Annotated in this window: 4 protein-coding genes; 2 read left to right on the top strand and 2 right to left on the bottom strand. The window is 72.2% G+C overall.

The window, feature by feature from the left end; genetic code table 11:
* The coding region (locus Q0C81_RS16960) for an erythromycin esterase family protein (protein WP_291840749.1) at positions 1–1,084 on the top strand (1,084 nt) is incomplete at its 5' end.
* Positions 1,085–1,087: 3 nt separating this feature from the next.
* On the opposite strand, the gene Q0C81_RS16955 is transcribed toward Q0C81_RS16960, so the two are convergent.
* Complete coding sequence (locus Q0C81_RS16955; protein ID WP_291840746.1) at positions 1,088–1,666, bottom strand: DUF2239 family protein; 579 nt, start codon at positions 1,664–1,666, stop codon at positions 1,088–1,090.
* A 190-nt stretch (positions 1,667–1,856) separates the two neighbouring features.
* Between Q0C81_RS16955 and Q0C81_RS16950 the strand changes: the two genes are divergently transcribed.
* A complete protein-coding gene (locus tag Q0C81_RS16950; protein WP_291840743.1) occupies positions 1,857–2,165 on the top strand; it encodes a CsbD family protein in 309 nt (102 codons plus the stop codon).
* Between the two features lie 15 nt (positions 2,166–2,180).
* On the opposite strand, the gene Q0C81_RS16945 is transcribed toward Q0C81_RS16950, so the two are convergent.
* Positions 2,181–2,705 (bottom strand): DUF4287 domain-containing protein (locus Q0C81_RS16945; RefSeq protein WP_291840740.1); only part of this gene is annotated, 525 nt, incomplete at its 5' end.

The raw sequence follows: 2,705 nt of genomic DNA, 5'->3' as shown, positions 1-2,705 counted from the left end.
GGACCTCTGCGGCCAACGGATCGTGCTGCTGGGCGAGAACGGCTCCCACGGGGATGGGAAGACCGGCGCCTTCAAGGCCGATCTGGTGCGCAACCTGGTCGCCGAATGCGGCTTCGACGCGGTGGTGTTCGAGGCCAGCCTGTACGACTTCACCGCCCTGAACCGCGCCGTCCGCCGGGGCGACGCCACACCCCAGATGCTGGCCTCGGCCATGGGCGGGCTGTGGAACCAGAACCGCGAGGTGCAGGACCTGATCGGCTTCCTGTTCGCCCAGGCCCGCGACGGCCGTGTCCTGCTGGCGGGCATGGACGACCAGCTGGGCTCGCGCGGGGCCTTCTATTCGCTGGAGACCATGCCGCTGGAGCTGGCCGGCTTCCTGCCGCTGGGCCGCCGCGAGGACTGCGCCGTCCGTCTGAAGCAGCGGATCTGGTCCCGCTACACGGCCGAGGATCCCTATGACGACGCCAGCCGCGCGGCCCTGCGCGCCTGCCTGTCCGAGATCGACGCCGTGGTCGCCACCGCCCGTCTCGACGATCCGAAGGACCGGGCCGAGTACCGCGGCATGATCGCCGCGTTCGGCCGCACGCTGAACCACGACACCCTGGGCCACCCCGGGCGCATCCACGCCCGCGACCGCGACATGGCCCGCAACGTCGAGGCCCTGGTGGACGCCCTGCCCGCCGACGCCAGGGTCGTGGTCTGGACCGCCAACAGCCACGCCGCCCGCGACGCCAGTACTCATGAGCTGTTCGGCGACCAGTCCAACATGGGCCACCTGCTGGACGTCCGGTTCGGGACCGACCTGTTCGCCGTCGGCGTCACCGCGGCGGGCGGCGCGTACCGCTACACCGTCCGGGAGGCCCGCCCGATCCCGGCCGCCGCGCCAGGCTCGCTGGAAGCTGCGGCGCTCGCCGGCTCTTCGGCCGAGGTGGTCTGGATCGGGTCGGAGGCCCTGTCAGCCCTGCCGCCCATGGTGGGATCGGCCTTCGACCACGCCCGGCCGGTGACCGCGGAATGGGGCCGGGTCTTCGACGGCCTGGTGGTCTTCCGGACCGAGCGCCCGCCCTACCGCCTGGACGAGTAGGGCCTAGCGCCCCTCGCCGTTGCGCCAGCCGGCCTCGGCCATCCCCCGCACCGCCTCGCGCACGGCCTCGGGCCAGCCCTGGACCGCCGCGTCGAACGCCGTCCAGTCGCCCGCGAACAGCATGCGCGTGGCCTCCTCGTAGCCGGGCTTGTCGCCCGCCAGGGCGGTCATGAAGCGATAGGTCGCGTCCTTGGCTCTGCGCGCCCGGTCCGGCCCCTCAGCCTCCTTCAGCGCCGCCTCGACCAGCTTGCGCAGGGCCACCGAAGCGCCGCCGGGCTGAGCCGCCAGCCAGTCCCAGTGGCGCGGCAGCAGGGTCACCTCGCGCGGGGTGACGCCCAGCCTGGGGCGGCCCGGGCCGCGCTTCTCAGGCTCCGGCGCAGGGCTCAGGCGGGCCAGGGCGTCGGCGGCCGAGCCGCGCAGGTCCAGGTCGATCACCCGGCCCGTGGCGGCGTCGAAGACCAGCACCGCCTCCCCCGCCCCGCTCGCCGCATGGATCGCCGCCAGCGCCTCGCCCAGCGGCCCGCGGGCGATCAGGGCGTCGCCGGCGAAGGCGAGGACCGGGGTGTCGGCGGGCAGGGTCATGGCGTCTCTTCTCAAGATGGCCCGATGGATCTACCCAGATCAAACTGGAAGATCAATATCACCCGGATAAAATCATGAAGGACACGGCGCCGCACCCGCGTAATAAGGACGGCGCGCGGCGGAACCCCGCCCTCGTTTCCGCGCTGTTCCGGAACGCCTCCCCGGCTCCCGCATCACAGAGAAGATCCCCATGACCGACCAACGTATCGAAGGCGCCGCCACCGAGATCAAGGGCAAGGCCCAGTCCGGCCTCGGCCGCCTGACCGGCGACAGCAAGCTGCAGATCGACGGCGCCCTGAACGAGGCGAAGGGCAAGGCCCTGGACGCCTACGGCCGCGTCATCGACGGCCTGGACGGCCTCGTCGAAAAGGCCCCGACCCAGTACCAGGACAAGGCGCGCCAGGGCCTCGACTTCGCCCGCCGGAAACCCCTGCTGACCACCGGCATCGTCGCCGGCGTGCTGGTCCTGCTGGGCAGCCTGGGCGGCCGCCGCCGCTAAAGGTCTTTCCTCCCCCTAACCGTTGTCGGCCGCCTGTGCGAACAGGCGGCCGATTTCGTCATTGACCGCGCCGGGCCCGTCCAGCTCGACCACGGCGCTCAGCCGTTCGGACCAGCTCTCACGGCGCACGGCCTCCAACAGTCGCTCCGACACCGCCGGATCCAGCTTCAGCCCCAGCAGGGCCTTGCCGCCCTTCAGCGGGCGGATGGCGGCGAACTGCACCGCCCGCGAGAAGCTGGTGTAGCCCTTGCGCTGGCCCGAGATGACGCCTTCCACGCGTGCCACCTTGCGCTCCAGCGCCTCCAGGATGGCCAGAGAGCGCGGCTCGGCCCACAGGGCGGCGCGCAGGGCTTCGGCGTCGTCCCAGCCCATCTGATCCGACGGACGGGCCGCACTGAGGATGTGGGCCGCGTGGTTGGCGCCGATCCCGTGGGTCGCCTTCAGCCAGGCCGCCTGGGCCTTGGGCCGGGTCTCGGGACAGCCCTTCAGGATGTCGACCCAGACCGCCACCGGACGGCCGGTCTGCGTCTCGAAATTGGC

Origin of the sequence: Brevundimonas sp., assembly GCF_023259385.1 — a bacterium.
Classification (GTDB): domain Bacteria; phylum Pseudomonadota; class Alphaproteobacteria; order Caulobacterales; family Caulobacteraceae; genus Brevundimonas.
The sequence above is the reverse complement of the archived record's forward strand: the minus strand, read 5'-3'. Positions and strand labels throughout refer to the sequence as shown.